This is a genomic window from Vibrio nomapromontoriensis (assembly GCF_050337205.1).
Classification (GTDB): domain Bacteria; phylum Pseudomonadota; class Gammaproteobacteria; order Enterobacterales; family Vibrionaceae; genus Vibrio; species Vibrio nomapromontoriensis.
In genome coordinates, this window is sequence record NZ_JAKJSS010000006.1 from 86,722 (window position 1) to 113,118 (window position 26,397).

General features: G+C 45.0%; 27 protein-coding genes and 1 other RNA gene. 18 read left to right on the top strand and 10 right to left on the bottom strand.

All coding sequences use genetic code 11. The features are described from left to right. Window positions 1-20: 20 nt before the first annotated feature. Window positions 21-917: a LysR family transcriptional regulator ArgP gene (locus L4D05_RS00585; protein WP_428792741.1), complete on the top strand. Its 897-nt coding sequence runs from the start codon at window positions 21-23 to the stop codon at window positions 915-917. A gap of 154 nt (window positions 918-1,071) precedes the next feature. Then, window positions 1,072-1,767, top strand: a complete 696-nt coding sequence (locus L4D05_RS00590; protein WP_428792742.1) for an oxidative stress defense protein — start codon at window positions 1,072-1,074, stop codon at window positions 1,765-1,767. Between the two features lie 74 nt (window positions 1,768-1,841). Here L4D05_RS00590 and serA read toward each other — a convergent pair whose 3' ends face one another. The 5 genes from serA to L4D05_RS00615 all read right to left on the bottom strand — a co-directional run bounded on the left by serA (window position 1,842) and on the right by L4D05_RS00615 (window position 5,244). After that, window positions 1,842-3,071 carry a phosphoglycerate dehydrogenase gene (gene serA, locus L4D05_RS00595; protein ID WP_428792743.1) on the bottom strand — a complete coding sequence of 410 codons (1,230 nt, stop codon included), beginning with the start codon at window positions 3,069-3,071 and terminating at the stop codon, window positions 1,842-1,844. 240 nt (window positions 3,072-3,311) lie between these two features. Continuing rightward, window positions 3,312-3,968: a ribose-5-phosphate isomerase RpiA gene (gene rpiA, locus L4D05_RS00600; protein ID WP_428792744.1), complete on the bottom strand. Its 657-nt coding sequence runs from the start codon at window positions 3,966-3,968 to the stop codon at window positions 3,312-3,314. Window positions 3,969-4,157: 189 nt separating this feature from the next. Next, on the bottom strand, window positions 4,158-4,745 hold the full coding sequence (locus L4D05_RS00605) for a 5-formyltetrahydrofolate cyclo-ligase (RefSeq protein WP_428792745.1): 588 nt from the start codon (window positions 4,743-4,745) through the stop codon (window positions 4,158-4,160). Between the two features lie 3 nt (window positions 4,746-4,748). After that, window positions 4,749-4,932: non-coding RNA, 6S RNA (gene ssrS, locus L4D05_RS00610), on the bottom strand. Next, complete coding sequence (locus tag L4D05_RS00615; RefSeq protein WP_265673599.1) at window positions 4,933-5,244, bottom strand: cell division protein ZapA; 312 nt, start codon at window positions 5,242-5,244, stop codon at window positions 4,933-4,935. Between the two features lie 290 nt (window positions 5,245-5,534). On the opposite strand from L4D05_RS00615, the gene L4D05_RS00620 reads away from it, so the two are divergent. The 3 genes from L4D05_RS00620 (at window position 5,535) to L4D05_RS00630 (ending at window position 8,587) form a co-directional block, all read left to right on the top strand. Next, window positions 5,535-6,116, top strand: coding sequence for a YecA/YgfB family protein (locus L4D05_RS00620; protein ID WP_428750335.1), 582 nt, complete (start codon window positions 5,535-5,537; stop codon window positions 6,114-6,116). A gap of 83 nt (window positions 6,117-6,199) precedes the next feature. Next, window positions 6,200-7,354, top strand: coding sequence for a 2-octaprenyl-6-methoxyphenyl hydroxylase (ubiH, locus tag L4D05_RS00625; RefSeq protein WP_428793112.1), 1,155 nt, complete (start codon window positions 6,200-6,202; stop codon window positions 7,352-7,354). Between the two features lie 6 nt (window positions 7,355-7,360). Beyond that, entirely contained in the window at window positions 7,361-8,587 is a 1,227-nt protein-coding gene (locus L4D05_RS00630; protein WP_428793113.1) for an FAD-dependent 2-octaprenylphenol hydroxylase, read from the top strand. A gap of 112 nt (window positions 8,588-8,699) precedes the next feature. Here the strand turns inward: L4D05_RS00630 and L4D05_RS00635 are convergent, their stop codons facing one another. The 3 genes from L4D05_RS00635 to ygfZ all read right to left on the bottom strand — a co-directional run bounded on the left by L4D05_RS00635 (window position 8,700) and on the right by ygfZ (window position 11,070). Beyond that, window positions 8,700-8,906 carry a DUF1107 domain-containing protein gene (locus tag L4D05_RS00635; protein WP_250615826.1) on the bottom strand — a complete coding sequence of 69 codons (207 nt, stop codon included), beginning with the start codon at window positions 8,904-8,906 and terminating at the stop codon, window positions 8,700-8,702. A gap of 683 nt (window positions 8,907-9,589) precedes the next feature. Further along, the gene (locus tag L4D05_RS00640; protein ID WP_428792746.1) at window positions 9,590-10,096 is read right to left on the bottom strand and encodes an aminoacyl-tRNA deacylase; all 507 of its coding nucleotides are present in this window, start codon (window positions 10,094-10,096) and stop codon (window positions 9,590-9,592) included. A gap of 2 nt (window positions 10,097-10,098) precedes the next feature. Next, complete coding sequence (gene ygfZ / locus L4D05_RS00645) at window positions 10,099-11,070, bottom strand: tRNA-modifying protein YgfZ (protein WP_428792747.1); 972 nt, start codon at window positions 11,068-11,070, stop codon at window positions 10,099-10,101. Window positions 11,071-11,249: 179 nt separating this feature from the next. On the opposite strand from ygfZ, the gene L4D05_RS00650 reads away from it, so the two are divergent. Beyond that, window positions 11,250-11,510: an FAD assembly factor SdhE gene (locus L4D05_RS00650; protein WP_428750338.1), complete on the top strand. Its 261-nt coding sequence runs from the start codon at window positions 11,250-11,252 to the stop codon at window positions 11,508-11,510. Between the two features lie 23 nt (window positions 11,511-11,533). Next, the gene (locus tag L4D05_RS00655) at window positions 11,534-11,947 is read left to right on the top strand and encodes a protein YgfX (RefSeq protein ID WP_428750666.1); all 414 of its coding nucleotides are present in this window, start codon (window positions 11,534-11,536) and stop codon (window positions 11,945-11,947) included. Window positions 11,948-12,031: 84 nt separating this feature from the next. Here L4D05_RS00655 and nadB read toward each other — a convergent pair whose 3' ends face one another. Further along, a complete protein-coding gene (gene nadB, locus L4D05_RS00660; protein ID WP_428792748.1) occupies window positions 12,032-13,651 on the bottom strand; it encodes an L-aspartate oxidase in 1,620 nt (539 codons plus the stop codon). Window positions 13,652-14,022: 371 nt separating this feature from the next. On the opposite strand from nadB, the gene rpoE reads away from it, so the two are divergent. From rpoE to acpS, 11 genes are all read left to right on the top strand, one after another. Beyond that, window positions 14,023-14,601, top strand: coding sequence for an RNA polymerase sigma factor RpoE (rpoE, locus tag L4D05_RS00665; protein ID WP_250615821.1), 579 nt, complete (start codon window positions 14,023-14,025; stop codon window positions 14,599-14,601). Between the two features lie 27 nt (window positions 14,602-14,628). Beyond that, on the top strand, window positions 14,629-15,261 hold the full coding sequence (locus tag L4D05_RS00670) for an RseA family anti-sigma factor (RefSeq protein WP_428750340.1): 633 nt from the start codon (window positions 14,629-14,631) through the stop codon (window positions 15,259-15,261). Further along, window positions 15,258-16,250, top strand: coding sequence for a sigma-E factor regulatory protein RseB (gene rseB / locus L4D05_RS00675; protein ID WP_428750341.1), 993 nt, complete (start codon window positions 15,258-15,260; stop codon window positions 16,248-16,250). The genes L4D05_RS00670 and rseB overlap by 4 nt, the downstream gene beginning before the upstream one ends. Beyond that, window positions 16,247-16,717: a SoxR reducing system RseC family protein gene (locus tag L4D05_RS00680; RefSeq protein WP_428750342.1), complete on the top strand. Its 471-nt coding sequence runs from the start codon at window positions 16,247-16,249 to the stop codon at window positions 16,715-16,717. The genes rseB and L4D05_RS00680 overlap by 4 nt, the downstream gene beginning before the upstream one ends. A gap of 112 nt (window positions 16,718-16,829) precedes the next feature. After that, window positions 16,830-18,623, top strand: a complete 1,794-nt coding sequence (lepA, locus tag L4D05_RS00685; RefSeq protein ID WP_265673610.1) for a translation elongation factor 4 — start codon at window positions 16,830-16,832, stop codon at window positions 18,621-18,623. Between the two features lie 93 nt (window positions 18,624-18,716). Further along, complete coding sequence (lepB, locus tag L4D05_RS00690) at window positions 18,717-19,613, top strand: signal peptidase I (RefSeq protein ID WP_428750343.1); 897 nt, start codon at window positions 18,717-18,719, stop codon at window positions 19,611-19,613. A gap of 10 nt (window positions 19,614-19,623) precedes the next feature. Next, complete coding sequence (gene rnc, locus L4D05_RS00695; RefSeq protein WP_265673612.1) at window positions 19,624-20,301, top strand: ribonuclease III; 678 nt, start codon at window positions 19,624-19,626, stop codon at window positions 20,299-20,301. Next, window positions 20,294-21,268, top strand: a complete 975-nt coding sequence (gene era, locus L4D05_RS00700) for a GTPase Era (protein ID WP_428792749.1) — start codon at window positions 20,294-20,296, stop codon at window positions 21,266-21,268. Before rnc ends, era begins: the two co-directional genes overlap by 8 nt. 40 nt (window positions 21,269-21,308) lie before the next feature. Continuing rightward, complete coding sequence (recO, locus tag L4D05_RS00705) at window positions 21,309-22,013, top strand: DNA repair protein RecO (RefSeq protein WP_428750345.1); 705 nt, start codon at window positions 21,309-21,311, stop codon at window positions 22,011-22,013. A gap of 17 nt (window positions 22,014-22,030) precedes the next feature. Continuing rightward, entirely contained in the window at window positions 22,031-22,765 is a 735-nt protein-coding gene (pdxJ, locus tag L4D05_RS00710; protein ID WP_428792750.1) for a pyridoxine 5'-phosphate synthase, read from the top strand. Window positions 22,766-22,817: 52 nt separating this feature from the next. After that, entirely contained in the window at window positions 22,818-23,198 is a 381-nt protein-coding gene (gene acpS, locus L4D05_RS00715) for a holo-ACP synthase (protein ID WP_428792751.1), read from the top strand. Window positions 23,199-23,386: 188 nt separating this feature from the next. Here acpS and barA read toward each other — a convergent pair whose 3' ends face one another. Next, the gene (gene barA, locus L4D05_RS00720) at window positions 23,387-26,203 is read right to left on the bottom strand and encodes a two-component sensor histidine kinase BarA (protein WP_428792752.1); all 2,817 of its coding nucleotides are present in this window, start codon (window positions 26,201-26,203) and stop codon (window positions 23,387-23,389) included. Window positions 26,204-26,397: the final 194 nt, after the last annotated feature.

Genomic DNA, 26,397 nt, shown 5'->3' on the forward strand with positions numbered 1-26,397 from the left:
GAAAGCCTAATGGAGAGAGGATGCGCGGTCTTGACTACAAATGGATAGAAGCATTAGATGCGATTGTTGAACAAAGGAGTTTTGAAAAGGCGGCAGAGCACCTTTACATTTCTCAGTCTGCCGTGTCTCAGCGAGTTAAGCAACTCGAAAAATGGCTCGCACAGCCTGTTTTAGTGCGAGAGCAGCCACCACGCCCTACCGCCGTAGGTAAAAAGTTACTCGGACTTTATCGTCGTGTGTGTTTATTAGAGCAAGAGTTGGTGCCAGAGCTGACATCGGAGTTTAGTGATAAACCCTTATCAGTTTCATTGGCAACCAACGCCGATAGCTTAGCGACGTGGTTATTACCTAGTCTATTTCCTTTAATTGAGTCTAAACGTATTGAGCTGGATCTTATTGTTGATGATGAGGGACGGACAATTGAAAAACTTAAGAATGGTGAAGTAGTAGGAGCCATTAGCGTAGAGTCGCAGTCGATTCCGGGTTGCGTAGCGGATTATTTAGGCCGAGTTGACTACCTTTGTGTGGCCAGCCCAAGTTTTATTAAACGTTACTTTAATCACGGTGTTAATCGCGAGACGTTGATAAAAGCGCCAGCTGTGGCCTTTGATCAGCATGATAAAATGCATCAGCATTTTGTGAATAAACACTTTAGCATTATGCCCGGTAGTATCCTTAAACATACAGTACGTAGCTCAGAAGCATTTGTTAAGTTAGCAGTCGCTGGTGTAGCGTATTGTTTGATTCCGAGACTGCAGATAGAGGATGAGTTAGCCTGTGGGGCTTTAGTTGAACTGACACCTAATATTGAGTTATCACATCGTATCTACTGGCATCATTGGCAGCTGGAAAGTGGTGTGCTTGGTGAATTATCGGATGCCATTACTCATTACGCCCATGCGTATTTACCACAGTAAGTGGTAGCGGGCGCTGTGTTTTTTAACCGCCAACAAACCATACGCTTGTCTATAGCGTCATAGTTTTGTCAGGCTTATCATTTGATGGAACTCATACGTTATTATTTTGCCTAACTTTGAGTAATCGATCTTTGCTTAGATGAGGAAACAGATAATGAAATCAACATTGACGCTTTGTGCTCTAGCCGCCAGTTTTGTTGCGCTGCCAAGTGTTGCGAGCCAGGTAGACTTTCCCCATATTGTGACAACTGGGTATGGGCAAATAGAGGCGACGCCTGATATGGCGGAGTTTTCCGTTAGAGTGGTTCAGTCACAACTCAATGCCGATCAAGCGAAAGAGGGAGTGGATTCGGTCGTTGATACCTTTTTGGCGAAACTGGCGAGTGCGGGTGTGAGCAAAGAGGATATTAAAAGCTCAAATTTGTACCTTACCCCCCAATATCAATATCCTGATAAAGGTCAGCCTGAGTTAGTTGGATATCGAGCATCGAGAACGGTGACCGTTCAGGTCATGGATATAGAAAGGCTTAATGATTATTTAGATTCGGCATTGGCATCTGGGATTAACCAAGTTGACAATATTCGTTTAAAAGTGAAAGACGAAAGTCAGTATCAAGCGAAAGCACGGACCGCTGCTATCCAAGATGCACAGAAAAAAGCCCAGTCATTAGCGCAAGGGTTTGAACAGAAGCTTGGGAAAGTGTGGCAAATTACCTATAAACAGCCGCAAAACCAGCCTGTGGTGATGAGAAGCATGATGATGGACAGTCAGCCAGAATCTAACAGCTATCAAGATTCGGTGATCACTATCCGTGATCGAGTCGACGTAGTGTACAAACTATCAAACTAAAAAAATGCCCTTGCAAAAGCAAGGGCATTTTTATTGGAAGGTGATACGTTGAAGGTAATACCTATAGCAGAGAATTAATGTAAAATTCGCGCGCGCAGTGTACCTTCAATGAGCTTCAGTTGCTCTAATGCTTCTTCTGAGCGTGCAGTTTCCACATCAATAACTACATAACCAATATCCGAGGCTGTTTGTAGGTATTGGCCTGCAATGTTAATGCCTTCCTTCGCAAAGATGGTATTGATTTGCGTAAGAATACCAGGGCGGTTTTGGTGAATATGCAGCAGTCGAGAGCATTCACGGTGTTCTGGCAGTGATACTTCAGGGAAGTTAACGCTAGACAGCGTTGAGCCATTGTCAGAGTACTTAGCCAGTTTTCCAGCCACTTCCACACCAATATTTTCTTGAGCTTCTTGTGTCGAGCCCCCTACGTGAGGCGTTAGAATCACGTTGTCGAACTTCATCAATGGTGATTCGAATGGGTCAGCATTGGTTTTTGGTTCTTCAGGGAATACATCGATAGCAGCACCGGAAAGGTGACCCGCTTCGAGCGTCGCGCAAAGCGCTGGGATATCCACAACCGTGCCACGAGCCGCGTTGATAAAAATAGAGCCTGGCTTCATGCGAGCAAATTCAGCTTCGCCCATCATGTTTTTCGTTTCAGGTGTTTCTGGGACATGCAATGAAATCACGTCACACTTGTTTAATAGCTCTGTCATATTATGGATTTGTGTGGCATTACCCAGAGACAGTTTGTTTTCAATATCATAGAAATAGACACGCATACCAAGGTTTTCGGCAATAATACCGAGTTGCGTGCCAATATGACCATAGCCAATGATACCAAGACGTTTACCACGCGCTTCGTTCGAGTTATCGGCACTCTTCTTCCATATACCACGGTGAGCTAGCGCGTTTTTCTCAGGAATGCCACGAAGAAGTAAAAGGATTTGACCCAGTACTAGCTCTGCCACACTTCGTGTATTTGAGAATGGTGCGTTAAAAACAGGAACGCCACGCTTAGCAGCAGCGCTTAGATCGACTTGGTTAGTACCAATACAGAAACAGCCAATCGCGACTAATTTTTCTGCGGCATTAATGACTTCTTCAGAAAGGTTTGTACGTGAACGAATGCCGATGAAGTGCGCGTCTTTAACCGCTTCAATCAGCTCTTCTTCAGGTAGTGAACCTTTGTGATAAGTGATGTTTGTGTATCCAGCAGCTTGCAATACTTCGACTGAAGATGGGTGTAACCCTTCAAGCAGGAGGATTTTAATTTTATCTTTATTCAGTGAAACTTTGGCCATTTAACTCGTCCTTAAAATGGAAATGGGGCAATCGCGGCGCACAGTTGACAGCGAGAATTTCAAGGAGGAGCTTCTTACTGCTGAGGCAAACGTTTTCCTTGTGCGTCTTCTAGGCAATAAAGTAACAAAAAATTTTCGACTTGGGTAAGAAAATTACGGAATAAGGAATAATTTTCTTATAGTTAAGGAGAGAAAACGGCACTAGGGCGTGCCGTTTGTAATCAAATGACGTAAAAAGAACTAGTCTTCGATTTTTGCGCCTTCTGGCGTACCAGTAATCACAACATCTGCGCCACGGTGAGCAAATAGGCCTACTGTCACTACGCCAGCAAGCGCGTTAATTTTGTCTTCCATTGCTTTTGGATCGGTGATCTTCATGCCGTATACATCAAGAATCACGTTACCATTATCTGTGACGACGCCTTCGCGGTATGCAGGGTCACCACCTAATTTAACGAGCTCTCGGGCTACGTATGAGCGAGCCATCGGAATCACTTCAACTGGAAGTGGGAATTCGCCCAGTACATCAACGGCTTTAGTGCCATCAACAATACAAATGAATTTTTTCGAGATTGCAGCAACAATTTTTTCACGAGTCAGTGCCGCGCCACCGCCTTTGATCATGTCTCGAGATGGGTTTATTTCATCCGCACCGTCGACATAAACATCAAGCATAGACACATCATTGCATTCAAAAACTTCAATGCCTAATGCTTCAAGTTTTTCTGTTGATGCGATAGAACTAGAGACTGCGCCTTTGATGTCATCTTTGATTGAGCCTAACGCATCAATAAAGTGATTAACGGTAGAGCCGGTACCAACACCAACAATACTGCCTTCTTCTACGTACTTGAGAGCGGCCCAGCCAGCTGCTTTTTTCATCTCGTCTTGAGTCATGGTTGAAATCCCAGTTAGAAAGTTAGGGTGAAAACGCCGGCGAAGTATATATCAAAATGAACGAAATTGGCGCTTAAAACCGAGTGTTAAGCCAAAATTAGTGACATTTAGCAATCGGTTGCTCCAGTGGCCTTGGTTATACCCTAGCGATAAGGCGTGGTGGTTTTAATTTTTATCGCGAGTGAAGGGCTACCAACGCCAGGTTTGTTCAGGCGTAATGATAGTGGCAAGGGGAACATCCCAAGATTCGCTAGGCAGCGCTGAAACTTGTTGGAAATTGTGGGCAAGCCCGATGGCATTAGGACCTTGACCGGAAAACCGCCATGGTGCTAGAGTTCGATCATAATAGCCACCACCCATACCAAGTCGTTGCCCTTGTTTATCAAACGCGACAAGCGGAGTAAAGATAATATCCAATTGTCTAACTGGGCATATCATGCGTTGATCAAGCTGTGGTTCCAAAATTCGATATTGATTAGCCACTAAGGGAGTATCGGCATGGTAACGTAAAAAAAGTAGCTGGCCTTTGGAGAAGGGGTGAATTACGGGTAAGTAGGTATTGATGCCTTGTCGCCATAGATCGTCAATGAGAGGTTGCGTATCAAGCTCACCATCAGTGGCTAAATAGAGTGCAACGTGCTTAGCTCGTGTGAGTTCAGGTAAGGACTGGCATTGCTTGACTAGTTGAAAAGCGTAGTCAGTTTGCTGACTCGCTGTTATTGCCCGACGAAGGTGTCGGATGTCAGTGCGAATACGTTGTCTAGTATTGACAGACATAAGGAATACCCCAAAGTGCCGTTGAAGATTGTGGCCCTTGAACCTGCTGGTTCAAGGCGGATCAGCAAAGGTAACCGTAGGCTTCTCGGTACGAGCCGAGCTTGCTCAATAGTGCCCAAATACTAACCCTTAAGGATTGCTTATCGGCTCAGGGACTTAAATCCTCTGACGCACACTCCAGGGTAAATTAGTTTCGCTGTCCTTGCCTTACATTATTAATAGCATCATCAAGTGATGCGGCGAGCTGTTCCATTCGCTCGGTAAGTTGAGAGGTATTTTGTTGCACCTCATCACTTTTTGTATTCAGCTCATAAGACATATTCAAAGCGGCGATAGTGAGCAATTTTAGCTCGTTCGTTACTTTTGTCCGTTGAGTCATTTCTTGCAATCGGTCATCAAGATCTTTTGCCGCTTGGATCAAGGTTTCTTCTTGACCTGCAGGGCAATTTACCCGAGTCAATTTACCTAAGATTTCCACTTCGACTGCTTGATTTTCCATAATGACAAGAACTCTTTTTGTTATCACCAACAAAGGTAATCTGAGGAGGAAACTATAGGTAAACGGCCATTAAGATTCAAGCTTTTCTAGTGACTCAATGCCAAATGCGTGTTTAATCACACACGAAATCGACAATTCGCACAAAAGCTATCCAGAAACGAGGCAAATGCCGTTTTCGCTTGCGATGGGAAGTGATAGCATGACCAACCAATACCAAAGCGCTTCCAGTCAACGATTCGTTCAAACCATCGTCTGCTGGAAAGTCAGAAAAGAATAGAATGAGAGCCACTATGACAGATACCACACTACCAAATTATATTACCGTTGCGACTGAATTACAGCAGGCTAGCCTTGCTGTTAGCCCTGCAGAACTGCATGGCCTATTAGTTGGGATGTTGAGTGGTGGTCTGGGACTCAACGATGATAGCTGGCAGCCACTATTGTTTGATTATACGAATGACGGAATGGGCTGGCCACAGTCTGCTATTGCGACGGCGAAAACCTTACTAACGCATTCAATTAGCGAATTAACAGACAATGAGAGCTTTGAAGTTTCTTTATTCATCCCCGATGATGCGGTGGATGCGACATTAGTAGAAAAAGCCGATGGCTTGAGCGAATGGGTGAACCACTTTATTTCTGGGTTGGGTTTAATCAGCACTAAGTTAGCGCAGGCATCAGAGCAGAGTAAAGAAGCACTTGGTGATCTGGAAGAAATTGCCAAGCTGGGTGTTGATGAAGATGATGACCTAGAAGAGCAAGCCCAACTGTTTGAGCAAGTGATCGAACATGTTAAAGCATGCGTATTAATCATACATGCTGAGTTTGGTATTAAACCGACCAAGCAGGCTGATACTCCAACGATTCACTAATCAATCATCACTAATCAATCGCTAACACTTAAAGAGAACACTTCGTGTCGAGACTGTATGATATTGTGATTGCTGGTGGCGCTATGGCAGGGGCTACCTTAGCTATGGCGCTAAACCAAGGAAGCAATCAGTCGTTAAAAATAGCTGTCGTAGAACCCTATCAGCCTGATCATAAAGCTCATCCTGGTTTTGATGCGCGCTCGATTGCGCTTTCCTATGGCACGGTGGCTATTTTAAAGCAATTCCATTTGTGGTCGCTTATTGAAGATCATGCTACGCCGATCACCCACATTCATGTTTCCGATCGTGGTCATGCAGGAATGACGGACTTCTATGCCGATAAAGAAGGGTTAGAAGCGATGGGATACGTGGTCGAGTTGGCGGAAGTCGGGCGTCGATTTAGTCAGCATTTATCACAGCAGCATCATATTGAATTATTTTGCCCTTACTCGGTGCAACACATTGAGCGTAGGACGGATTCGGCAACCGTGACTCTATCGTCAAATGACGGAGAGAGCGTACAACTAGAAACGAAGCTAATTGTAGCTGCGGATGGCGCGGAGTCAGTGAGTTGCCAGTCAGTTGGCTTAACGCAGCAAAGCTTCGATTTTAACCAAACTGCGATTATCGCCAATGTTGTGACCAGTGAACTTCACCAAGGTCGTGCATTCGAACGTTTTACCGCAAACGGACCATTAGCATTATTGCCAATGAGCCAAGGGCGGAGTTCGTTGGTTTGGTGTTTACCCCCTGCGGAGGCTCAGCGTATTTTGAACTTGCCTCAAGCTGAGTTTTTAGGTGAATTACAGCAAGCTTTTGGTTGGCGTTTAGGGCAATTTACCAAAGTTGGCAGCATTGCGAGTTACCCGCTGCTACTTCGTCATCGAGAGCGTATTACCACCCATCGCTTTGCCGCCGTGGGCAATGCAGCGCAAACGTTGCATCCAATTGCGGGTCAAGGTTTTAATCTAGGGATTCGCGATATTGCGACTCTGGTGGATTTGCTGCTTGGGAATACGAAAGATGTCGGGGATTACGCTAATCTTATTAGATTCCAAACGCAACGCGAGCAAGATCGAACAACTACGATTGCGATGACATCGACTCTTGTACAAATTTTTTCCAATGATTTATTCGCATTTCGAGTGGGACGAAACGTGGGGTTGGGAGTATTGGATACTTTCCCGCTGTTGAAATCTCCGCTTTTTAATCGTGCGCTCGGCGTGGTGAACAGGTAGTACAACATTATGCAAAGTTATGATTTAGCCATTATTGGTGGTGGAATGGTCGGTCTAGCGTTAGCGCGATCTCTGAAGGAGACCGATCTTCGTATTGCCGTGATAGAAGGAAATATGCCTTCTAAATCCATCCCAGACGAGCCGGATATTCGTGTTTCTGCGTTAAGCCGAGCCAGTGAGACCATCTTAAAAAATTTAGGGGCTTGGGATGCGATAGAAAGACATCGTTGCGCCGCTTATCAGGCAATGGAAGTGTGGGAGCAAGACAGTTTTGCTCGTATTGAATTTTCAGCTAGCCAGTTTTCTCAGCCTAACCTTGGTCACATTGTAGAAAATCACATTATTCAAACGGCATTGTTAGCTCAAGTTGAGCAACAGAGCAACGTCACCTTCTTTATGCCAAACCGTTGCCAGTCTATGGCGGTTGGTGAGAGTGAGGTTTGGATGACGCTCGACAACGGCATGGCACTAACAAGTAAATTAGTCGTGGGTGCCGATGGGGCGAACTCTTGGGTAAGAGAGCAGCAAGGAATACCATTGACGCATTGGGACTATGGACATAGCGCTTTAGTTGCCAATATCAAAGTCGATGATTATCACGACGGTGTGGCGCGTCAAGTCTTCACCCCGCAAGGTCCTTTAGCGTTTCTGCCTCTCGATGACCGCAAACTGTGTTCCGTGGTGTGGTCGACGGATCCAGTCAGAGCGGAGAGGTTGGCAAAAATGTCGGAGATTGAATTTAACAAAGCCATTACGGCGGAATTTGATGGCCGACTTGGGCTTTGTCACTTAACCTCTGAACGTCGAGTGTTTCCTTTAAAAATGCGCTATGCACGAGATTTTGTGACTGAGCGAGTGGCTTTGATTGGAGACGCAGCTCATACGATTCATCCGCTGGCTGGTCAAGGCGTCAATCTCGGTCTTTTAGATGCAGCAAGCTTATCCGAAGAGCTTATTAAGCTATGGAAAGCAGGGAAAGACATTGGACGTAAGCGTCATCTAAGAGAGTTTGAACGTTGGCGAAAAGCAGAGGCTGCTAAAATGATTGCGGCGATGCAGGGCTTCAAAGACCTATTTGATGGTGATAACCCAGCTAAAAAAATGGTTCGCAGTCTAGGAATGAGGCTGGTGGGGCAATTACCTGGAGCAAAACAAGAAATCATGAGCCGCGCGTTGGGAATGAAAGGGCGTTTGCCTGAATTAGCTAAGTCACCCGTTCAACAAAGCAGCTAATTGTGAGTGATGCTGTTAGAATTTTAAAGAGGGCATAAAGCCCTCTTTTTTGTCTCTGTCGTGTGCAAAAACTGATTTAAAGCCTACCTTTTCACTAAGTCATTTTTGATAATCAAGCGTAGGCGCATCTTAGCCTTTTAATCTCTTGATTGACTTCTTTTACTGCGGTGAAGTGACGTTTTTCAGCTTGCGCAGGAATGATGAGTTTACCGTTATCAAACTCAAAACCACCCAATCCATGGATATAAATTCGCCCTTTAAATAGTCGACTTATGTGTTTAGCAATCATACTTGGTGTATAGCGCTTAAACAGTCTCATTTACTCTTCCTTATCGTTTACCTAGCACGAAGGATTATAGATAAAACCCTTCATGTAATGTGTGATTAACCAGTGTTTACGAGGATTTAACTCAGTAAATTCATCGTTTTGTGCTGCGTTTATCAATTTCATTACGAGTGACAAAGTATCTCGTGATACGTAGCGCAAAAAAATTATTTAGACAGTAGATTCCGTTAAAATCAGAGAGTAGCTCACGTTGAAAAACGAGGGCTATTTAAGCTTCCTAATGTGACAGTACTATGAATCTAAATGCATTATTTTCGGAACTTTATATTGGTGTATTTTGCTACTAAATATGAGTCTTATTTATATAGACCAGAGAAACCTCAAAAAGTTTTCAGTTGGACATACGGTGTTACAAACCAGCAGGAAGATGGGGGGAGAACCGTTATCATGAGTAAAAAAAAAGCCCGCTCAGCGGGCCAAATGTCACAGATGCATTACACAAAAGGGAGTTACTGCTTACGCAGAGCGTCACTCTAGTGTGGACAGCAACGTAGCGGAGTTGCTCGTTGATGTCAGGAACTACCATACCCTAAAAAATCGCATGTGACTATTTATGCTTATATATTGAGTAATATTTCATTTTGTTTGTGGTGGTAATTTGATCTGCATCTCATTGAGTAGTTGCAGAGTGACAGTGGTTTGCATTAATTAACGAGCTAAGTTAGGTAAGAGGCGGTCGTAAAGTTTGTAGGTTTGTGTTGTCGGCAGATATCTCCCCATAGAGGTAAACAACATTGAGCTAAATCGTTTAAGGATAATAAAAGTCCTGCGCTCTTGTCGCCGCTGCTTATCGTCACCATACGATGTTGTTTTAAGCGAGTATCAAAAAGAATAGGCATTGAAGTGCGCAGCATGAGCGGGGTCACCGTTCCGATAGTAGCACCTGTAATGGACTCTACGTCTTCACTAGATGCACAAGTCATACGACGAGTCGCAAGGGTATGACGAACCTTTTTAGGGTCAATAGATTCATTCCCTGGGCAGCAAGCTAAAGCGTATTGCCCTCCCATATCCCGTAATACAATAGCTTTGACCATTATCTCGGTTTTGATACCGCGTAGGTGAGCTGCTTCTTGAATCGAAGCAGCTTCTTTACCTTGCATCAGCAGTTGAAAGGGGATGTTACGTTGCTGCAAGTAGCGGGTAATTGGCGTTGAAAGCATGACTACTCGTCATCAATTGAGTAAGGGAGTGCGATGGGAATGAGTCGATCTTCAAGCGACGACGTTATTCGAAACTCGGTATCCGCATCCAAATTGTTGGGTAAGATTGCGGAAACAACAGTCGTACCATCAGAAAACTGATAGTAAGCAAGCGTATCACCCGCTTTTCTCCAGTTCTCCCCAACAGAGCGCTCAACGACAAGGTTGTCAGATCCTGACAGTTTTGTTGAAAGGACACCAGACAGTGTCATTAACATGCGCTTGTTGATACCGCGATACTTTGCTCTAGCGACAGTTTCTTGCCCCGTATAGCATCCCTTTTTAAAGCTGATACCACCGATGGCCTGCAAATTAAAGGCTTGCGGAATATGTTGGTTCTGCAACTCAGGGGTTAAAGTCGGTAATCCTTGCTCAATATCGAGTCGAGTCCAAAGTGATTCATCACTCCAAGTGAGGGCGTCATCATTAAGATGCTCTTGTAGCCAAGCATTAGGCGCAACAATCATCCAACGATCATCACTGATTTTGATAGCGGTTGCCGATTCTGTTGTTCGTACGTCACCCTTTGTCGGGAAGAGAGAAGTCACAAAGGCATGACTTTGCGCACCAATAATACCCGCAATGCTATTGTCACTTATCGTGATGTCTACCTTTGAAAAGACCGCATATTTGCTAAGTTCTGCCTGCTCTTTTGCAATCACTGAGCGTGGTTGAATCATGGTATAGCCATTGTGCGTATGACAAAGGCGAAAAATACTCCACACTTTTCCTTTGGCATCGCAATGTGCCCCAAGTGTGGATTCCTCTTCTGCAAGGGTGACAACATCGCACGTCACTTGTCCTTGTAAGTAGGCTTTTTTATCCGCTCCGACCATGTCGATCGCTCCCCAAGATGGGAGTAACGCTAAAACTAATTCAGGCAGTGCCTTAGAAGGAGTATCGTTGAATGACTGAGTGTTAGGTTGCCAATCCATAATTAGAGGTCTCTTTAGATATCATAATGAATATGTTAATGCGCTGAGCTGGATTTGTCAGCTGAATGTTGTTGCACGATTTGTTGTGATAGAAGTAGAGTTTGTGTGATGTCAGCAGTGGTTAGTGCGAAACAGGCTTGTTACACTCAGCTCAAATTAAGTAGTAGATGGAGAATGCAATGTACTCTAATGAACAAAAAGCACGGATAAAATGGGCTTGCCGACGAGGTATGCTAGAGCTTGATGTTGTGGTTATGCCGTTCTTTGAGGAGTGCTTTGATACCTTAACGGGGCAAGAGCAAAATGACTTCGTATCTTTGTTGGAGTGTCAAGATCCGGATCTATTTACCTGGATCATGGGGCATGGGCGCAGTGAGAATTTAGGTCACGCGTCAATGGTGGACAAAATTGTTGCGCATAACCTGAGTAAAGTTCGATAATTCAGTCTGTTATTCAAAAGAATATTACCACTCATCCTAATGAATTAGGTAAGCGTAGTCTTGAGCACGCTTACCTACATGCTTCTTTTTCTTTTCATGCCTATGTGGCTAACCTTATCTGTCATGCCCTGCTATTGGCTGCTTTGATACTGACATCGTTACCCCTTGCCGTTATGGTTTATATTGTTGGGTCGTGTTTTAGATCTTGCTATCTTTATCCACCAATCAACGGTGTACTTATGATGAAAGAGAAGCAATGGCACTACAATGGCACGCCATTGTGTTCTCCCTCATTCACTCTCGTTTTCAGCGAATGGTGCATTGCGGTTCGTGAACAAAGCGGTAAGCGGCATATTTTGTGGCGAGATAGTAGCAACGAGTCCGCTTATCGTCATTTATTGGTCGTAATAAAAAAGCAGTCCATTCCCAGAAAGTGAATAGACTGCTTTTTGATGAGGTAGTGTGTATTCTCAAGAGCGGTTTATTCGTACATACATCGCCCGATTTTTGCTGTGGTAGTACTAGCTAGTTGAATCATCACTTGGTGTTAGTATGGTCGGTTTGCTGACTTCCAGCATATCAGGGTAGTCTAGCGTGTAGTGAAGGCCTCGACTCTCTTTACGTTGCATTGCACAGCGAACCATTAACTCTGCTACTTGTAATAGGTTTCTCAACTCAAGTAAGTTATTGGAAACCTTAAAATTACTGTAGTAGTCATGCGTTTCTTGTTGCAGTAATTGAATTCGACGCAATGCTCGTTCTAAGCGTTTATCGGTGCGAACAATACCCATGTAATCCCACATAAATAGGCGAAGCTCATGCCAGTTATGTTGGATGATGACTTCTTCGTCAGAGCAACTTACTTGGCTCTCATCCCACTGTGGAAGCGCTCCTGGTAATGACACGCTGTCTAGTTTGGTCAAGATATCTTGCGCGGCAGACCAAGCATAGACCACACACTCTAATAGAGAGTTAGAGGCCATTCTATTGGCCCCGTGAAGACCAGTATAACTAACCTCACCAATGGCATAGAGTTGCTCTATATCGGTACGGCCCGCTTGGTTCACCATCACTCCGCCGCACGTGTAATGTGCTGCTGGAACAATAGGGATAGGCTCTTTGGTCATGTCAATGCCCAAATCCTGCAAGCGCATATGAATGGTTGGAAAGTGCTTAATAATAAAGTCTTCAGGCTTATGACTGATGTCTAAGTACATGCAGTCAGCACCGAGACGTTTCATTTCAAAGTCGATAGCACGAGCCACCACATCGCGTGGGGCTAGTTCTTCTCGTTCGTCGAAGTCAGGCATAAAGCGCGTGCCATCTGGACGCTTCAGGTAAGCGCCTTCGCCACGCAGAGCTTCGGTGAGCAGGAAGTTACGCGCTTCTGGGTGGAACAGGCAAGTGGGGTGGAATTGGTTAAACTCTAGGTTAGCGACTCGACATCCAGCGCGCCAAGCCATCGCGATACCGTCACCTGATGATACGTCAGGGTTGGATGTATATTGATACACTTTTGACGCCCCACCTGTTGCCAGCACGACAAATTTTGCACGCACGGTTTCTACATGTTCTTCATTGCGGTTCCAGATATACGCCCCAACGACATTGTTATCCGCATGGTCATTGCTTTCGTCCACGATGAGGTCGAGCGCATTGTAGCGCTCAAAGATCTCAATGTTAGGATGGCTGTGCACGTTATCTTGCAAAGTGGTTTGCATTGCCATACCTGTAGCGTCGGCTGCGTGCAAAATCCGGCGGTGGCTGTGCCCACCTTCACGAGTAAGGTGGTAGCGAGGTTGTTCATCTTTATCGGTTTCGACTTGGTCAAAGGGAACGCCGCCGTCGATCAACCATTGAACGCATTCTTTGGCATTCTCTGCAATAAACTGAACGGTTTCTTCTTCGCACAGCCCAGCACCAGCAATATTGGTATCATTAACATGTGATTCGATGCTATCAGATTCATCAAAAACGGCCGCGATGCCACCTTGGGCATAATAAGTGGCCCCTTCACTACGAGGGCCTTTACTTAAAACGATAACCTTAGCGCGCTCCGCGACTCTTAGTGCGAGTGATAGACCTGCTGCGCCACTTCCTATGACTAAAACATCACAAAGATGCTCTCGGTTTGTGTTCATAATTCTATTAAAATCCTAACCTACAGTAGCGTAACGATACCCTACTTAGATAAAAAGTGCGCGATAGGGAGCTGTGTAAAACAGCTGGCGAGGGGCACTTTCAACAAGGATTACTTGGCGATAACACGCTGAAAAATCGATTGTGTTAATGAGCTAAGTAATCCATTCTTGTAAATTGACAACATTGTAGTCGACGCCAAATTACATTGTGAATGATTCATCACAAAAAAACGCAGAAAGTTTTGAACTTTCTCTTTTTCATAGAGTCACAATAGTGCTCATGTTAGCGGTGGTGTCAAGACTACAATATGCATTATTAATACTCATATCTGAGAAGGTAAGGGTAAGAACGAATAGGAGTGAACGCTCGAATGAACGAGCAGCCAACCGATCAGGTGCTGATTGAGCGCGTTCAAAGTGGAGATAAACAAGCATTTAACCTGTTAGTTTTGCGTTATCAAAACAAGGTTTGCAATCTCATATCACGATACGTGAGCAACTCTGGTGATGTCGCAGATATTGCCCAAGAAGCATTTATTAAGGCGTATAGAGCGATCCCAACGTTTCGAGGTGAAAGTGCCTTTTATACGTGGTTGTATCGCATCGCAGTAAATACAGCCAAAAACCATATCGTTGCGCAGAGCAGAAGACCGCCAGCGACAGATGTGGATGCAGAAGATGCAGAATTTTATGAATCTGGTAATGCGTTGAAAGAAATTTCGAACCCTGAGAACTTAACGTTGTCGAATGAATTGAAGCGAACGGTATTTGCTGCAATTGAAGCGTTACCAGAAGACCTTAAGACTGCGATGACCCTACGAGAACTCGATGGGTTAAGTTATGAAGAAATCGCAGAAGTAATGGATTGTCCAGTGGGAACGGTACGTTCGCGTATCTTCCGTGCTCGTGAAGCAGTAGAGAAGAAGATTAAGCCTCTTCTTCAACGCTAAAACCAGTATCAACTTATGGTGAATATAATGGCTGATAAACAAAAGCTTTCAGCATTCATGGATGGAGACCAGATCGATGAGGCGCTTATTGAAGCGTTTGAAAATGATTTGGAAAGCAAAGAAGCATGGCAGAACTACCATTTAATTGGTGACGTCATGCGAGGCGATGAGCCGAAAAGTTTAGATTGGAATATTGCTGAAAGTGTCGCGATAGCGCTAGAAGCCGAGCCGACGTATTCGCAGGCTCCGTCTTCAGTGACTGCTGATCAGGTTGGTGTTGCGACGCCGATTGAATCGCAACCCACTCCAGCGCAAGCTAAGCGTCAACTGCCGGCATGGCTTAGTCAGTTTGGTCAAGTGGCCGTGGCAGCTTGTGTGTCTATGGCGGTGATACTGGGTGTACAGCAGTATTCGGGTCAAGATGCCGCTCAGCCAGAAGCGGACCAGCTTCCTGTATTGCAGACCATTCCTTTTGCAGGCAGCGCTGAGCCAGTAAGCTTAACACGAGACTCCGTTGCTAAAACCAGCAGCGATACGGCTAATGTTCAAGAGCAGCGCCGTCGAGTCAACGCATTGCTGCAAGACTATGAGCTACAATTAAGATTAAATAGTGATCATCAGAGCTCGTTGAGTGTTGAAACAGAATCGGTAATTGAATGAAAAAATTTCTGACCAGTTCTTTACTGCTGTTCAGTTTATTTGGTGCTAAAGCCTTTGCAGAAGAAGCTTCTGCGGAGGCTTTGTTGCATCAAATGAGTGACGCAAGTCAGCAGTTGAATTATGAACTGTCTTATATCCTGATTAAGAAGAATAGCATCGAACCGCTGCTCTATCGCCATGCCACCTTTGAAACTCAGCAATTTGCACATTTGGTGTACTTGAGTGGGCCCGTGCGAGAGGTTATCCGCCGCGGTAGTGAGGTGAGCTATATCGAACCGGGCGTTGATCCTTTTACCATTGAATCAGGGAAAATGGTGGCGCCATTAATGCCGTTACTTAACGGTAATATTACCCAATTGAGTGAGTTCTACGATTACGTGCGAGTGGGACGAGCTCGCGAAGCGGGCGCGGCAACGCAAGTATTTCGTATCGTCCCTAAAGATGGGCTGAGATATTCCTATGTATTGTGGGTTGATGAGGCGAGTAAGTTGCCTCTTCGAGCGGACTTATTGGATCGAGATGGTGAAATTCTCGAGCAATTTCGAGTGATTTCATATTCTGTGAATGACCGTATCGCAGAAATGTTGAGTGCGTTAGAAAAGGTTCAACTACCGGCCGTGCTTTCTTTGCCAAAAGGTAATATCGAAGCAACATACTGGCAAGTCGGTTGGGTACCCGCTGGATTTAAGCCGAAAGATCTCAATCGCTATCGTATGTTTTCAACAGAAAATATTGTTGAAAGCCAAATGTTTACCGATGGGCTGTTTAGCTTCTCGGTCTATGTTTCTGAACGCGATAATCACTCGCTGAAAGGTGATCTTATTCGTCAAGGTCGCCGAACGGTGCATAGTGTCGTGAGTGGCGATAGACAAATATCGGTAGTGGGGGATATTCCGCCAGCAACAGCGCAAAGAATCGCGCAGTCAGTGAAGCTAAATCCTGTTAAACAAACACTACCCCCTACTCTTGATGCGAATACAACGCCATGATGACGGCGCTTGCTACGGTGACCTCTGTTGAAAAGCAGGGGCATCAACTACAGATACAATTAAGCTGCGAGCAGCAGACCAGTTGCAGTTCGTGCGCCTCAAAAAGCAGTTGTGGAACGGGTATCGTAAGTAAAGCTGTAGGCAGTAAAGCGCTCATTTGGAATTTACTGACTGACGAAAAAGTGCAATCAGGGGATGTAGTGGAAATAGGCTTTCCAGAGAAAAGTCTGCTTCAATCTGCGGCACTGGTGTACTTACTTCCGTTGTTTTTTTTGTTTATGGGCGCAGGTCTAGGGCAACTTTGGCTCGCTCCTTTATTCGAGGCTGGCGAAGGTGTTGTGATTCTTTCCGCGGCTGGGTTCTCATTTATTGGTTTTCTTCTTGCCCGTAAATTCATTCACTCCGTCGAGCAAACGTCGAGTCAAGAGGTTGTCTTGATCCGCATACTCGGGCAGTCCATTGTCTAAATAAGGTGCGAACCGTACAGAAATTGGGTAGAATCTGCCAACTAAATTGAAACGCTGTGACCAAACAGGCGTTTTATACTTCCCATTTTTAGAGTTAAGCCACATCAAATCTATGAAGCACATTCGTAACTTTTCGATTATCGCCCACATTGACCACGGTAAGTCCACGTTGTCAGACCGTCTCATTCAAGTTTGTGGCGGCTTAAGTGACCGTGAAATGGCAGCTCAAGTTCTAGATTCTATGGACCTTGAGCGCGAGCGCGGTATTACCATCAAAGCTCAGAGTGTTACTCTTGACTATACAGCGAACGATGGGGAAACCTATCAGCTCAACTTCATCGACACCCCAGGACACGTAGACTTCTCTTATGAAGTATCTCGTTCCCTTGCTGCGTGTGAAGGCGCGCTATTGGTTGTCGATGCTGGTCAAGGTGTAGAAGCTCAGACACTGGCTAACTGCTATACTGCGATTGAGATGGATCTTGAGGTAGTGCCAATCCTGAACAAGATCGACTTGCCTGCAGCAGAACCAGAGCGTGTTGCTGAAGAAATCGAAGAGATTGTTGGTATTGATGCATTAGAAGCCGTGCGCTGTTCCGCGAAAACAGGTTTAGGTGTGGATGCCGTTCTAGAAGAGATCGTTGCATCAATTCCCGCGCCAGAAGGCGACCCTGAGGCACCATTGCAAGCTTTGATCATCGACTCTTGGTTTGATAACTACCTAGGTGTTGTTTCTTTGGTTCGTATTAAAAACGGTAAACTGAAGAAAAATGACAAGATTAAAGTCATGAGCACTGGTCAAGTTTGGGGTGTAGACCGTTTAGGTATCTTCACACCAAAACAGATCGATACGACAGAGCTGAACACTGGCGAAGTAGGCTGGGTGGTTTGTGGTATTAAAGACATTCTTGGTGCTCCTGTTGGTGATACGCTAACAACGGCAAAACACGGCAGCGAAACGGCGCTACCTGGTTTCCAAAAAGTGAAGCCTCAGGTGTATGCGGGTCTTTTCCCTGTATCATCTGATGATTATGAGAATTTCCGTGATGCACTAGGCAAGCTTAGCCTAAATGACGCATCGCTATTTTATGAGCCAGAAAGCTCAGCAGCATTAGGCTTTGGTTTCCGTTGTGGCTTCTTGGGTATGCTTCACATGGAGATCATCCAAGAGCGACTTGAGCGTGAATATGATCTTGACCTAATTACGACAGCACCAACTGTGGTCTACGAAGTAGAAAAAACCGATGGTAAGACGTTGTATGTAGATAGTCCAGCTAAGCTGCCAGCGACCAACGATATTGAAGAAATGCGTGAACCAATCGCACGTTGTAATATTTTGGTTCCTTCAGACTACCTAGGTAACGTGATTACTTTGTGTGTCGAAAAGCGTGGCATGCAGGTTGATATGGTGTATCACGGTAACCAAGTCGCCGTGACTTACGATATTCCTATGGCTGAAGTTGTTCTCGACTTCTTCGACCGTTTGAAGTCAACATCTCGTGGTTATGCGTCACTGGATTATAACTTCCAACGCTTTGAAGCATCGAACATGGTTCGTGTGGACGTATTACTCAACGGTGATACGGTTGATGCATTGGCGATCATTACTCACAAAGATCAAGCGCAAAGCCGTGGCCGTCTGCTTGTTGAGAAGATGAAAGAGTTTATTCCTCGCCAAATGTTTGATATTGCGATTCAAGCGGCAATTGGTAACCACATTATCGCTCGCTCTACCGTGAAACAACTGCGCAAAAACGTAATTGCGAAGTGTTACGGTGGTGACGTGAGTCGTAAGAAGAAACTGTTGAAGAAACAGAAAGAAGGTAAGAAACGTATGAAGCAGATCGGTAACGTTGAACTGCCTCAAGAAGCGTTCCTTGCGATTCTGCATGTAGGCAAAGATTAAGCTCATTGCTAAGTGCAAGAACAAGTAAAGTGGAAGCTCTGAAAAGGGCTTTCACTTTCGTTATTTTTGAAGATACGAAATTAAGGGAATTTAATGGCTAATACGTTCTCACTAATCCTAGTCATCGTGACACTGGTGACAGGTGTAGTTTGGGTTTTAGATAAACTCGTACTGAGAAAGAAACGACAGCAAAAACTGGCAGATATCCAAGCACAAGCCAACCAAATTGATGATGAGGTTGCTCAAAAAGCGACGGCACCATCGTGGTTTGTTGAGAACAGTGTGTCGATTTTTCCGGTTATTGCGTTTGTATTAGTCTTACGCTCCTTTATTTATGAACCCTTTCAAATTCCATCGGGTTCGATGATGCCAACCTTATTGGTCGGTGATTTTATCTTGGTGGAAAAATACGCCTATGGATTGAAAGATCCGGTTTGGCGTACACAATTAGTCGACGTGGGTAAGCCTGAACGCGGCGATTCAATTGTATTCAAATATCCGCCTCAGCCCAATATTGACTATATTAAACGTGTAGTGGGTTTACCGGGTGATATGGTGCGCTACAGCGCAAGCAAGGACATCTGTATTCAGACTAAGGGTACATCAGAATGCAAACCCGTTAAGTTATCTAATGTAGTTGATAGCCCGTTTGTACAAAACGGTATTCCATTGATTCAAATGGATGAAAAACTAGGGGATGTTGAACACCAAGTATTGGTTAACCCATTGCGTCGTGACCGTGTTGATCAGTATCAGCCACGTAACGGCATTAATGAATGGGTAGTACCAGAAGGACATTACTTTGTGATGGGTGACAACCGCGATAATAGTGCTGATAGCCGTTATTGGGGTTTTGTACCAGAAGCCAACTTAGTGGGTAAAGCTGTAGCAATATGGATTAGTTTTGAATTTGAACGTAGTGCAGACAGCTTTTTGCCTGCATGGATCCCAACTGGTGTGAGATTGAATCGCATCGGTGGAATTAACTGAACGAGAGAGCATGAATTCTCCTATTGAACGATTAGAAAAAAAGCTCGCCTATCAATTTAATGATAGTGAGCGCTTGGCATTGGCACTGACACATCGTAGTGCCAATGGAACGCACAATGAACGACTCGAGTTTTTGGGCGATTCAATTTTAAGTTTTGTCGTCGCTGACGATCTTTATCATCGCTTCCCTAAAATTAATGAAGGGGACATGAGCCGCATGCGTGCCACGTTAGTAAGGGGTCACACTCTTGCAGAACTTGGGCGCGAATTCGGTTTGGGAGATTACTTAAAATTAGGTCCAGGTGAGTTGAAGAGCGGTGGTTTTAGACGTGATTCAATTCTTGCTGATGCAGTTGAGGCCATTATTGGTGCCATTTACTTAGACAGCGATGTTGAAAAAGTACGTGAGGTAGTATTGGGTTGGTATAAAAGCCGCCTTGATGCGATTGAACCCGGCGTATCGCAGAAAGACCCAAAAACTCGTCTCCAGGAGTTCTTGCAAGGGCGCAGAAAACCTCTGCCCGTCTATACTGTGACTAATATAAAAGGTGAAGCTCATAACCAAGAGTTTACGGTTTCATGTGAAGTGATGGGCTTGGATAAGCCTGTTGTTGGTCTAGGTACTAGCCGCCGCAAGGCAGAACAAGCGGCTGCCGAGATGGCATTAGAGAAAGTGACCAATGTCTGATAAAGAATTTGATATCGATGCGTACTTTTCTTCTCCAGCAGAAGAAGTAACGAATCCAGAAAACCAGCACTGTGGTTTCATCGCCATTGTTGGTCGTCCAAACGTAGGTAAATCGACACTATTGAACCATATCCTGGGGCAAAAAATATCGATCACCTCTCGTAAGCCTCAAACGACTCGCCACCGTATTATGGGTGTTGAGACAGAAGGAGATTATCAAGCGATTTACGTGGATACTCCAGGGCTTCATATCGAAGAGAAGCGCGCGATTAACCGCTTGATGAACCGCGCGGCTAACAGCTCTTTGAGTGATGTGAACCTAGTGTTGTTCCTTGTTGATGGTACGCAATGGACTGCTGACGATGAAATGGTACTAAATAAGCTGAAGAAATCAGACTTCCCTGTCGTTCTGTGCATTAACAAAGTAGATAATGTAAAAGATCGCAACGACGTCATGATGCACATGCAAGAACTCTCCAAGAAAATGGAGTTTGTGGATGTGGTGCCAATTTCTGCCAAGCAAGGTAAAAACACCGATGTGCTGCGTAAGCATGTTCGTAGTTATTTGCCAAAAGCGGTACACCATTTTCCAGAAGAGTACGTGACAGACCGCTCACAACGCTTTATGGCGTCTGAGATTATCCGTGAAAAATTGATGCGCTTTACTGGTGAAGAGCTGCCTTACTCTGTGACTGTGGAAGTTGAAAGGTTTGACTACAATCCAGAAACCGATGGTTTTCACATCAACGCGCTTATTCTTGTTGAACGTACTGGTCAAAAGAAAATGGTGATTGGTAAAGGCGGAGATAAGATCAAAACGATTGGTCGTGAAGCTCGCCTTGATATGGAAGAGCTGTTTGGCCGTAAAGTGTACTTAGAGACTTGGGTCAAAGTGAAGTCGGGTTGGGCTGATGATGAGCGTGCACTGCGTTCATTAGGTTACATCGACGACTTAGAAAACAAATAATAAACGCGCGACTTTCGGCAATTTGACAAGATGTGATGATATGGAAGGGTTACAACGCTGTTTCGTTTTACATCGCAGACCATACAGTGAATCAAGTTTAATCCTTGATGTCTTCAGTGAAGAGTATGGCCGCGTGTCATTATTGTCGAAGGGAGCTCGCAGTAAGCGCTCTAATCTCAAAGGAGCGCTTCAACCTTTCACCCCTCTGCTACTCAAATGGTCGGGGGGTGGGTCCTTAAAAACCTTACGCCAAGCAGAACCTATTAGCTTAGGTTTGCCTCTTACTGGTATTAGCCTTTATTCGGCAATGTATGTAAATGAGCTTATTGCTCGTGTTCTCGCCAGTGAAATCCCTTTTCCCGCTTTATTTCATGATTATCTTCAAGCTTTAACAGAACTTGCTCAATATAGTAATCCCGAGCCGGCATTGCGACGTTTTGAACTCGCTTTACTTTCGGCAATGGGATATGGCGTCGACTTTCTACATTGCGCGGGTACAGGCGAGCCTATCGATCCAACCATGACTTATCGTTATCGTGAACAAAAAGGTTTTATCGCCAGTGTGCGTCGAGACAACCTCACTTTTATGGGAGAGGAGTTGATTGCGATAAGTGAACGACGTTTTACTAATAAAACCCAATTACAAGCGGCAAAACGCTTTACACGTATGGCATTAAAGCCGTATCTTGGCTCAAAACCGTTAAAAAGCAGAGAGTTGTTTCGTATTAAACCAAAACAGCTCTGATGATGGAGTATTAATACATGAGTTCTATTCTTTTAGGCATTAACATTGACCACATCGCGACACTACGTAATGCACGTGGCACTAAATATCCAGATCCGGTGCACGCGGCAGAAATAGCTGAGCGTGCTGGTGCGGATGGCATTACGGTTCATTTACGTGAAGATCGCCGTCATATCCTTGACCGCGATGTCCGTATTCTGAGCGAAACGCTACAAACCCGTATGAACCTAGAGATGGCGGTGACGGATGAAATGGTTGAGATTGCTCTAAAAACTAAGCCTGAGTTCGTTTGTCTTGTGCCGGAAAAGCGTGAAGAACTGACGACTGAAGGTGGTTTGGACGTTAAAGGCCAGCTAGAGAAAATTAAAGGGGCGACGGCAAAATTGACGGCGGCGGGTATTAAGGTGTCGTTGTTTATTGATGCGGATAGAGAGCAAATCGATGCGTCAAAAGCAGCCGGTGCTCCTTTTATTGAGCTTCACACGGGTCATTACGCTGATGCGGAAACGGAAGAAGATCAACAAGATGAATTAAAGAAGATTGCCGCTGGTGCGAGCTATGCTTCTGACTTAGGTATTACCGTTAACGCTGGCCATGGTTTGACTTACCACAATGTCGCTCCAATCGCGGCACTACCAGAAATTTATGAGCTGAACATTGGTCACGCTATTATCGGTCGAGCGGTATTTGACGGTCTTCATAAAGCGGTAGCCGATATGAAAGCGATAATGGAAGCGGCGCGACGCGGTTAATCCGTCGAGCGTTGGTACTATGAGTTCACAAGATAGTTAGGTGTAATGTCGTATGGCAATTTTGGGTTTAGGCACGGACATCGCAGAGATAGAGAGAATTGAAAAGGCACTGACTCGCTCTGGTGAGGCATTCGCAAAGCGAATCTTAACTCCAGAGGAGTGGGTGACTTTTAGTTCGCTGAAACAAAAAGGCCGCTTTCTTGCTAAGCGTTTTGCAGCCAAAGAAGCCGCGTCAAAAGCGCTTGGTACAGGCATTGCTCATGGTGTTAGCTTTCAAGACTTTACCATTGCCAACGATGAAAATGGTAAACCGTTACTGATGTTAACGAACAAAGCCGCGGAAATCGCCGCCGCAATGGGCGCGACGTCAATCCACTTGACGATTTCGGATGAGCGGCACTATGCCGTTGCTACCGTGATAATAGAGCAGTAGTCATTTCGCTGGTTAGCATTTGTTGGTGGATGATTGCCCAAAGCAAATTGCCCAAAGCAAGCTGATTGAAAATAAAAAGGCGCGAGGCAGTGAATACTGCCTCGCGCCTTTTCTATTTTATTATTCGGCCAATTATAGCAATACGAATTTTATTTTGTATTCGCAACCGAGCCTCAGTTGATTCAGTGCTAGCTTTTATTGAGGTAGAGCTTTGAGGTTTCCAGTACTTTTTCCATCTCATCTTGCAGTTCAAACAATTCAGGTTCAATCGATTCAATAGCGCCGCCCGAGCGTAGAGTTTTTTCTATGGTCGCACAGATTGATTTAAGTCTTGGAACGCCACTGTATGAGCAACTGCCATGAAGCTTGTGAATTAAATGAATCACCTCTTCTTTGTCTGAAAATGCTTCGTCAAGAATTTGCTCAGCGAGACGTTGTACTTCTGGTATGAATTCAATCAACATTTGCAGCATATCGACGGCGAGGTCGTCCTTATTTGCCGCTTGCTTCAGGGCTTCTGGCCAGTCGATGACGACATCTTTTGCTGTGTTGACTGGTGTTACTACCGCGTTATCTATCGCAGGTGATGGCTGGTGCGCTGTCTGTGACTCAGGGGTAACGAAGTCAAGGATGGCATCATGTTCGAGTGTACGTGGTGGGATCCATTTATTAAGAATTTGCTGAAGTGCCATTTCATCAATGGGCTTGGTGAGATAGTCGTCCATACCTTCAGAAATTAATCGATCGCGCTCTCCACTCATTGCGTGGGCGGTGACGGCGACAACGGGCGTTGCACTGTTTAGGCTCGTCTCTTTAATAAGCTTACAGGCCGTGACGCCGTCCATATGCGGCATTTGAATGTCCATCAGAACAATATCAAAATGTTGCGCTTGAGCTTTCTCTACCGATTGTTGGCCACTAGAACAAGAGACGACGGTTTCCACGCGTTCAGATAGCAGCGCGGTAATCAATTTGAGGTTGGCTGGGTTGTCATCCACCGCCATGACATTGAGAGGGCGTTTTTCCGTCGACTCATAGAAGACAGGCAGCACCGGATTGACGGGCTGTTTATCTACTAACGCTTGCATCAGACGCTTACGGGCAAGCGGCTTCGTTAAACACTGCACTTCATGGGTTTGCATTAGGTAATCTGACAGCGCCAATTGAGTGCTAGCGGTACCGATAATGATGTTAGAGGTAGAGCTCTTGCAGTGCTTAATCCAACTCTCAATGGTGGTGAGTGGAATTTCTTCATTGGTAGGTAAGCACAAAATAATGTAGTCGAAGGCTTCAAGTCGTTCAGGTAGTGTCGAACGATAGGTGACCATCACCCCTTGGTTGGTGAGATTTTGTTGCAATACCGAGGCTGCTTGCATGTTAGGTTCCACCAACAGCAAACGCTTATTATGAATAATCATTGGGTCTACAGGATCAATCATTGGGATTTCTGTAGAATGTAATCTGATGGTAAACCAGAAGGTAGAGCCTTGGTGTAAGCGGCTGGTGAGGCTGATTTCGCCACCCATCTGACCAACTAATTTCTGTGTAATGACCAATCCTAGTCCCGTTCCGCCATAGCGGCGAGAAATGCTAGCATCAGCCTGACTGAAGGCTTGGAAGAGCTGTGCTTGTTGCCTTTCGGAAATACCAATCCCTGTATCTCGCACCATAAATTGCAGTTCTACACGATCTTCTTTTTGCGATTTTAACTCGACACTGATATCAATGTTGCCGCGCTCAGTAAACTTAATGGAGTTACCAACTAAGTTGGTGAGAATTTGCTGAATACGCATAGGGTCGCCGACCAGTCCATTTGGCACCTTAGCATCGACTTTAAGCGTCAGTTCTAGACCTTTCTCATGCGCACTGGTGGCTTGTAGCGCCACCACTTCTTCTAGGCTATCTTGGAATTCAAATGGAATGTTCTCGAGTGCCAGTTTACCCGCTTCTAGTTTAGAGAAGTCCAAAATGTCGTTGATGATATTAAGAAGGTTATTGGCTGATTTTTCAATGGTTTGCAGGTAGTCGGTTTGGCTGTTAGACAGCTGGGTTTTTAGCATCTGTCGGGTGAAACCAATCACGCCATTGAGTGGCGTTCTTAGCTCATGGGACATGTTGGCAAGAAACTCTGATTTCACCCGTGCGGCTTCTTGTGCTCGTTTTTTAGCAATATCAAGCTCGACGTTTTGGATCTCTAGTTGTTCTAATGTTTCGCGAAGATCCGATGTGGCTTGGTCGATACTGTGCTGCATTTCAACATGGTATTCGGACAGTGACACGGCCATGGCATTGATACCATTCTTTAGTGAGTCGAGTTCACCATGCATTTTTCCTTCAATTCGTACATCTAAGTGACCGCGACGAATTCGGTCGACCATGTTTTTCATATGAGAAATTGGGCGCGTGACATCGTGCATGAGTCGATAGGCGAAAATACCAGACAGAATTAGTCCTAAAATAAGCACTAAAATGGCTGAGAAGACCTCTTGATATTGTTGTAGCCGCAGTGAAGATAAATCGAGTTCAATCGCGATGTAGCCTAATGTTTTACTGGTGGAAGTCAGCTGTCGCGTATCTGAGATTAATTGACTTTCTGCCAATATAGGCGCCCGTAAAATGAGTGTGTTGTCATGAAACTCAGAAGAGCTTAGGTAGGGGATAGGCTTATTTTTTGGCAGCATTAACGAATTGAAATTAGGATGAAAGTTCGAGGTAACGAACAGTTCGTGATTGGCATCAAAGACGGCAATACTGCGAACAAACTTAGAATTCTTTCGATGAGCGTAGCTAATGAGACGCCGAACGGACTCGCGACTTTGCGCCATGACACCCTGTTCACTGGCGATGGCTAAGGGTTCAATAATGCTTGCTCCGGCATTGAGTACTTGAGACTCAAGGTCGTGATAGCGGTTATAAGAAAAAAAAGCACTCAATAAAAGCCCAATAATGAGCGTGGGTGCTAGGGTTAGAGTTATAACGCGAGCGCGAAGGCCGTATCTTGTCATTTTAATTCGAAGTCATAATTTGCTGGGAGTGATTACATCTACTGAGTGGATATGGGACAATACCCAGTACTGCATCCCCTAGGATGTCGTAAGCTTAATCAAAGCAGCGCTGTTCGACAATCATTCAACCAAAGAATAGTGAAACTCTAACAAATTTTTGTAGTGCAGAGCGTTTCTGCACGGCTAAATACTGG

Bases quoted from the DNA above. Each gene is read 5' to 3' on its own strand.
- L4D05_RS00585 (WP_428792741.1), top strand. From the start codon at position 21: ATGCGCGGTCTTGACTACAAATGGATAGAAGCATTAGATGCGATTGTT.
- L4D05_RS00590 (WP_428792742.1), top strand. From the start codon at position 1,072: ATGAAATCAACATTGACGCTTTGTGCTCTAGCCGCCAGTTTTGTTGCG.
- serA (WP_428792743.1), bottom strand. From the start codon at position 3,071: ATGGCCAAAGTTTCACTGAATAAAGATAAAATTAAAATCCTCCTGCTT.
- rpiA (WP_428792744.1), bottom strand. From the start codon at position 3,968: ATGACTCAAGACGAGATGAAAAAAGCAGCTGGCTGGGCCGCTCTCAAG.
- L4D05_RS00605 (WP_428792745.1), bottom strand. From the start codon at position 4,745: ATGTCTGTCAATACTAGACAACGTATTCGCACTGACATCCGACACCTT.
- L4D05_RS00615 (WP_265673599.1), bottom strand. From the start codon at position 5,244: ATGGAAAATCAAGCAGTCGAAGTGGAAATCTTAGGTAAATTGACTCGG.
- L4D05_RS00620 (WP_428750335.1), top strand. From the start codon at position 5,535: ATGACAGATACCACACTACCAAATTATATTACCGTTGCGACTGAATTA.
- ubiH (WP_428793112.1), top strand. From the start codon at position 6,200: ATGGCAGGGGCTACCTTAGCTATGGCGCTAAACCAAGGAAGCAATCAG.
- L4D05_RS00635 (WP_250615826.1), bottom strand. From the start codon at position 8,906: ATGAGACTGTTTAAGCGCTATACACCAAGTATGATTGCTAAACACATA.
- L4D05_RS00640 (WP_428792746.1), bottom strand. From the start codon at position 10,096: ATGCTTTCAACGCCAATTACCCGCTACTTGCAGCAACGTAACATCCCC.
- ygfZ (WP_428792747.1), bottom strand. From the start codon at position 11,070: ATGGATTGGCAACCTAACACTCAGTCATTCAACGATACTCCTTCTAAG.
- L4D05_RS00650 (WP_428750338.1), top strand. From the start codon at position 11,250: ATGTACTCTAATGAACAAAAAGCACGGATAAAATGGGCTTGCCGACGA.
- nadB (WP_428792748.1), bottom strand. From the start codon at position 13,651: ATGAACACAAACCGAGAGCATCTTTGTGATGTTTTAGTCATAGGAAGT.
- rpoE (WP_250615821.1), top strand. From the start codon at position 14,023: ATGAACGAGCAGCCAACCGATCAGGTGCTGATTGAGCGCGTTCAAAGT.
- L4D05_RS00670 (WP_428750340.1), top strand. From the start codon at position 14,629: ATGGCTGATAAACAAAAGCTTTCAGCATTCATGGATGGAGACCAGATC.
- rseB (WP_428750341.1), top strand. From the start codon at position 15,258: ATGAAAAAATTTCTGACCAGTTCTTTACTGCTGTTCAGTTTATTTGGT.
- L4D05_RS00680 (WP_428750342.1), top strand. From the start codon at position 16,247: ATGATGACGGCGCTTGCTACGGTGACCTCTGTTGAAAAGCAGGGGCAT.
- lepA (WP_265673610.1), top strand. From the start codon at position 16,830: ATGAAGCACATTCGTAACTTTTCGATTATCGCCCACATTGACCACGGT.
- lepB (WP_428750343.1), top strand. From the start codon at position 18,717: ATGGCTAATACGTTCTCACTAATCCTAGTCATCGTGACACTGGTGACA.
- rnc (WP_265673612.1), top strand. From the start codon at position 19,624: ATGAATTCTCCTATTGAACGATTAGAAAAAAAGCTCGCCTATCAATTT.
- era (WP_428792749.1), top strand. From the start codon at position 20,294: ATGTCTGATAAAGAATTTGATATCGATGCGTACTTTTCTTCTCCAGCA.
- recO (WP_428750345.1), top strand. From the start codon at position 21,309: ATGGAAGGGTTACAACGCTGTTTCGTTTTACATCGCAGACCATACAGT.
- pdxJ (WP_428792750.1), top strand. From the start codon at position 22,031: ATGAGTTCTATTCTTTTAGGCATTAACATTGACCACATCGCGACACTA.
- acpS (WP_428792751.1), top strand. From the start codon at position 22,818: ATGGCAATTTTGGGTTTAGGCACGGACATCGCAGAGATAGAGAGAATT.
- barA (WP_428792752.1), bottom strand. From the start codon at position 26,203: ATGACAAGATACGGCCTTCGCGCTCGCGTTATAACTCTAACCCTAGCA.